At 68.4% G+C, this 4,474-nt stretch carries 6 protein-coding genes and 1 pseudogene; 2 read left to right on the top strand and 5 right to left on the bottom strand.

Annotated features, from left to right (window positions below; all coding sequences use genetic code 11):
* Positions 1-173: 173 nt before the first annotated feature.
* The 3 genes from IEZ15_RS43445 to IEZ15_RS43435 all read right to left on the bottom strand — a co-directional run bounded on the left by IEZ15_RS43445 (position 174) and on the right by IEZ15_RS43435 (position 1,453).
* A complete protein-coding gene (locus IEZ15_RS43445; RefSeq protein WP_198676994.1) occupies positions 174-452 on the bottom strand; it encodes a hypothetical protein in 279 nt (92 codons plus the stop codon).
* Entirely contained in the window at positions 452-655 is a 204-nt protein-coding gene (locus IEZ15_RS43440; protein ID WP_189282445.1) for a hypothetical protein, read from the bottom strand. Before IEZ15_RS43440 ends, IEZ15_RS43445 begins: the two co-directional genes overlap by 1 nt.
* A 354-nt stretch (positions 656-1,009) precedes the next feature.
* A complete protein-coding gene (locus IEZ15_RS43435) occupies positions 1,010-1,453 on the bottom strand; it encodes a hypothetical protein (protein ID WP_189282443.1) in 444 nt (147 codons plus the stop codon).
* A 168-nt stretch (positions 1,454-1,621) separates the two neighbouring features.
* Here IEZ15_RS43435 and IEZ15_RS43430 point away from each other — a divergent pair, with 168 nt between their 5' ends.
* Positions 1,622-1,930 carry a hypothetical protein gene (locus IEZ15_RS43430; RefSeq protein WP_189282442.1) on the top strand — a complete coding sequence of 103 codons (309 nt, stop codon included), beginning with the start codon at positions 1,622-1,624 and terminating at the stop codon, positions 1,928-1,930.
* Between the two features lie 134 nt (positions 1,931-2,064).
* Here the strand turns inward: IEZ15_RS43430 and IEZ15_RS43425 are convergent, their stop codons facing one another.
* Together IEZ15_RS43425 and IEZ15_RS43420 are read right to left on the bottom strand one after the other, a co-directional pair.
* Positions 2,065-2,598, bottom strand: coding sequence for a hypothetical protein (locus IEZ15_RS43425; protein WP_229846586.1), 534 nt, complete (start codon positions 2,596-2,598; stop codon positions 2,065-2,067).
* Positions 2,599-2,714: 116 nt separating this feature from the next.
* Positions 2,715-4,157, bottom strand: coding sequence for an NF041680 family putative transposase (locus IEZ15_RS43420; protein ID WP_189282444.1), 1,443 nt, complete (start codon positions 4,155-4,157; stop codon positions 2,715-2,717).
* A gap of 136 nt (positions 4,158-4,293) precedes the next feature.
* On the opposite strand from IEZ15_RS43420, the pseudogene IEZ15_RS43415 reads away from it, so the two are divergent.
* Positions 4,294-4,474: pseudogene (locus tag IEZ15_RS43415) on the top strand (alkaline phosphatase family protein); the annotation flags it as partial.

The following is a 4,474-nucleotide window of genomic DNA, read 5'->3' as shown; positions in this document are numbered from 1 at the left end:
GCCGACGACAAGACGATCTGCTGCACCGATGCCAACGGCGTGGCGATCGTGGCGATTCAGGCACTTCACCGGCAACTCACAGACCTTCAGGCTGAGGTCAGGGAACTCCGGGCACAGAAGGCCGAACCGGCAGGACACGCGCCTGGTGCGGAGACCCAGCGGGTCTGACCATCTCAACCGCCGCGCCTTGCTGTGGCTGGGTGCAGCGGCTGCAGGCCGCTCGTCCAGGGCCAGCAGCCGGGTGTGGGGGACGGCGGCGTGGGCCAGGCGCAGATGGCCGGGCCAGCCGGGCCGGGAGGTATGGGGCACGGCCATCTCGGCGACAGCAGGGCCGCGTCCACGGCCCGGGTGCTCTCCTCGCGCAGCACGGCCGCCACCACCGACCAGGTGGCCACATCCAGGGCGATGGTCAGTTCCGGGCGCACCGCGCGGCCGTCCTCGCCGACGGCCATCACGTCCAGGCGGGTGGTGTCGACCTGTAGCGGTCGACCCGTGGCGTGAGCACCCACCCCGTCTCGAACCGCTCTTCGGGCAGCGGCAGCAGCAGCGGGCGCTCGTCCTCGAAGTACTCATCGATGGTCCGGGCCCGCGCGCCGATCCGGCGCCGGCCGTCTGCGCCCAGGCCGGCGGGGTGACCTTCGTGGACTGGGCCCACGCCACTACCGGACCCGCCTGCATCGACGCCGTCTCCCTCGCCCCCCAGCTCGTCCTCGCCGGACACCCCCCCGCAGGACATCGCCCGCCTGCTGGACGAACACCCCGCCACCGCGACAGACCCCCTGGCCTCCACCGCGTTCCTCGCCGCACTCACCGGCCACTGGCACCGCAACGCCCGCCAGCCCGCACCCCCCGGCGCCCCCGGCCTCCGCGCCTACCAACACCGCGCCGCCACCGCAGGAATCGCACTTCTCGCGCTTCGCGTGAGCTGAACTGCCTACGCTTCGGGGCCGTCCGGCCTGCTACGGAGGTGCTCGCGCTGATCGATACCAGGCGGCCTGGCCGACAGTGCTCAGTCGTCGATGCTCGGGTTGCTGGCCCGCGCGATGCCGTCCAGCTCGATGTCCATGGTTTCGCGCTCGGTGGTCCACTGGTCGATGAAGTCCCGCACTTCCTGCACCTTGGCGGGGTCGTCGGCCTCTTCAGGATCTATGAGGACGAATCCGGAGTGGCCGTCGGATCCGGGCACCTCAACGACCCGCTGGTCCATCTCGCCGGTGAGCAGGATCGTCAGCACGGTCGCGGACTCGCGATTCATCTCAGGCGTGAATGAGGAGTCGTCATCGGAGCTGATGGTGCCCTCGCGGCCTTGAGCCAGCAGATGGAACGCTTCGTGCAGAGCCTGGGCCAAAGCCCCGTACTGGTCCGGGTCCATCCGAGCTTGGAGCGTTTCCATGTAGAGAGCCACTTTGACCGCATGGTCATTTTCCTCGGGGGCGGCGTCTTCGTCGTTCATTCACACAGCCTGGTCCGGGACACCGCCCCCGTCCAGGCCCGCACACAACTTCGATCTACGGTGCGAACACGGTGACCCTCATCAAGACTGGTCAGGTGTGGTGGCGGGTGTGCGGGTCGCACCGGGGCGGGGCGTGACGGGGTGTTCGCCTGGCGAGAGAATGCCGCTATGAACACAGACGCCGGAACCTGGCCGGTCTGCCGTGGGGCGCAGCATCTCACCAAGTCCGATGTCGACGGCCTTTTGGCCTGGGTGTCCCCGCACCTTGCATCAGCCGAGCACCGAGAGATGCTGAGCCACGTCACAGCCACGCTATGCAAGGTGATGGACCGACGTGGCAGCGAGACCAGCACCACCGGGCAGGCCCTCGCCGCAGTGGCTGCCGAGTGGAGCCTGCTCCGCAGAATCGCGTACGGGCACGTGATCTGGGCAGGCCCGTTCGTCTACAACGGCCCACATACCCGACGGAGGGCCTGAGCCCAGGAAAGATGGCCCGTACCGGACAACAGGCCGCACCCGGGAAGCTGCCCCGGCCCCGGGAGAGGCGGCGTGGGCTCGGGCCCGGATACCAGGGCATCAGTACCGAGCCCTGAACCGCTCGCACCGGCACCCTACGGTGCGCTGAGTTCGTCGACGATGGCCCGCAGGACGCCGTCCCCGGCCTGCGCGGTCGTGGTGTTCACGGGGACCACCACGCCGACCACCAGATGCTGCGGGGTACCGGATCCGGTCAGGAGGGCAGGGGCGGGCTCCGTGGTGACGATCCGCAGCATGTCGTGATCGGGCGAGCCTTCGAGACGGTAGCCATCGGGGAGGCGGGACAGCCAGGCGTGGTCGACCGCGACCGGCTGCCCGTCGACCGCGCCGATCCGCACACCGCCCGTGGACCAGTTCGACCACCTCACCGGGCTCCAGCCGGGACCCGGGGCCGGGAGTACGTTGGTGAGGTCGGGGTGATCGTCACCGAGATGCACCGGGAAGGTGTGCTTGCGGATCCGCCACTGCCCGTCCCTGTGCACCACGTCCGGGTCGAGACCGTCGATCAACCGCATGTCCAGAGCAACGCGGCCGTCGGCGATCCGGTCGCCGTGGACCCACACCGCATCCTTGTTGACCACCCAGTCACACAGTCGTTCTCTCGCCACCGACCCCATAGGTACTCCCTGCTCAGCCCAACGATTCACCTCACCGTAGCCGCCGCCGTCCCGCCTGCTCCGGCCGGATCTTTTATTGTGACGAAGCAACCCAGCTTGTTCTTTATCTACCAAGATCTTCCGGGCTTGCCGATGGCCTTGAGAGTCTCTGGGCGTTTGACGGTCTCGCCGACGTCGTAGCGCGGTGCCCGGTGTTTGTTCTTGGCGCCGGGTGGCCGTCCGGCGCCGGTGCCTCGGGGTTTGGGAACATGGGCCGGGCAGGCGAGGTGAGCGCGGATGTTCCTGAACCCCCGGCGGACCCGGGCGGGAGAGAGCCGGTCGGAGGTGGTGGGTTTCTCCCAGGGCCGGCGGAGGTCTGCGGCGAGCGGCCGGGCGAGCCGGAGCTGGGTATGAGCGACGATCAGGATCCAGGTCCACCGGTCCGCCGCCTCGGGAGTACGGAGTTCCGGGGTCGTCCAACCCAGGGTCTGCTTCGCGAAGCGGAAGGTGTGTTCCAGATCGAAGCGGCGGAGAAATGCCTGCCAGAAGCGGTCCACGTCGTCCGGGGTGGCGCCGGTCTTGGAGGACCATAACCACACCGGCGGGGCATCTCGTTCCTTCGATAGATGCTCGACTTTCAACCGCATCAACGTCCCCTCGACCAATGGCAGTTCACCGTCGTGGTCGAGCCATGAGGAACGGTGAGTAAGCCTTGGATGGACCCGGTCCCACGCCTGGGTCTGGGCCTTGCCGTAGTTGGTGGTGTCGGTGACGGTGGTGATCGCGGGCTCGGGCCAGGTCTCCGGCTTGGTGAAGCGAAATTCAGGGCCGTGCTTGGGCGGCCGGCCGTTGACGCCGTGCATCCTTGGTGGTTTCGGCAGGCGCATGACGCGGTCGGAGCGGACCCGGCCGACCAGCTCGACCGGCAGGTCGCGAAGGACCCAGGCCAGGCGGGTGACGTCGTAGCCGGCGTCGCTGACGATCACGATATGCGGGTCCCCGGCCTGCCACTGGCCCGCGGCGATGAGCCGCTCGACGACACCCCTCAACTGGGCGGCGGTGATCGGGGTCGCGTCGTCCACCGGTCCGAGCCGGACCGCGTCCAGGATCGCGGTCCATGACGTGGCACCCGGCTCCAGCACGGCGACGAAGGAGTAGGGCCAGCCCGGAATGAACTGCGACGCCGTCTTCGCGCGGCCATAGACGTGGCAGAACAGCCGATCGGCCGAGCACGGCGCGTCCGAGCGAAGCCACGGCGACACATCCACCGCCAGGACCAGGCGCCCGCCGTCGAAACGCGGCAACGACAGCCCGGCCAGCACCGTCCGCAGCCGACCGAAGTCGATACGGCCCTGGTTCAGGCCGTCGTACATCGCTCCGTGCCCACGACGATGCTCCGGCAACAGCGTCAAGTCCACCGGGGACTTCACCGCACCGTCCGCACACAGCACCGCGTCCACCAGCTCGAACAACTCGTCGCGCCGAGCGGTCAGACACTCGTAGAACTCTCCCCGGAAGCGTGACGCTTCCGCGAACGCTTCCCTCCGGACAGCATCAGGCAGCAGACTCACCCTCACGGCCTTCGTCGTGGTCACGTGCACCTTGGTCGGAGCACATGATCAGACGAAGGCCGCCCCCACGTCCGGCGAATCCCCAGGTGAGCGACTCAGTTCGAGACACCATTCGAGGCCGGAAGATAAAGAACAAGTTCAGTCGCTGTTCGCGAACCCGGAGGTGTGGCGGCACACGGTGTTCCTCGTGATGTACGACGAGAACGACGGCTACGACCACGTGGTGCCGCCGTCCCCGCCCGCGGGGACCCCTGAGGAGTTCGTGGACGGGCAGCCGATCGGGCTGGGCAACCGTGTCCCGCTGTGGGTGATATCGC

The organism is Streptomyces atratus (genome assembly GCF_014648655.1).
Taxonomy (GTDB): domain Bacteria; phylum Actinomycetota; class Actinomycetes; order Streptomycetales; family Streptomycetaceae; genus Streptomyces; species Streptomyces atratus.
The sequence above is the reverse complement of the archived record's forward strand: the minus strand, read 5'-3'. Positions and strand labels throughout refer to the sequence as shown.

What these genes read in the sequence shown, in the direction of transcription:
- IEZ15_RS43445 (WP_198676994.1), bottom strand. Translation starts at nt 452, where the DNA reads ATGGCCGTCGGCGAGGACGGCCGCGCGGTGCGCCCGGAACTGACCATC.
- IEZ15_RS43435 (WP_189282443.1), bottom strand. Translation starts at nt 1,453, where the DNA reads ATGAACGACGAAGACGCCGCCCCCGAGGAAAATGACCATGCGGTCAAA.
- IEZ15_RS43430 (WP_189282442.1), top strand. Translation starts at nt 1,622, where the DNA reads ATGAACACAGACGCCGGAACCTGGCCGGTCTGCCGTGGGGCGCAGCAT.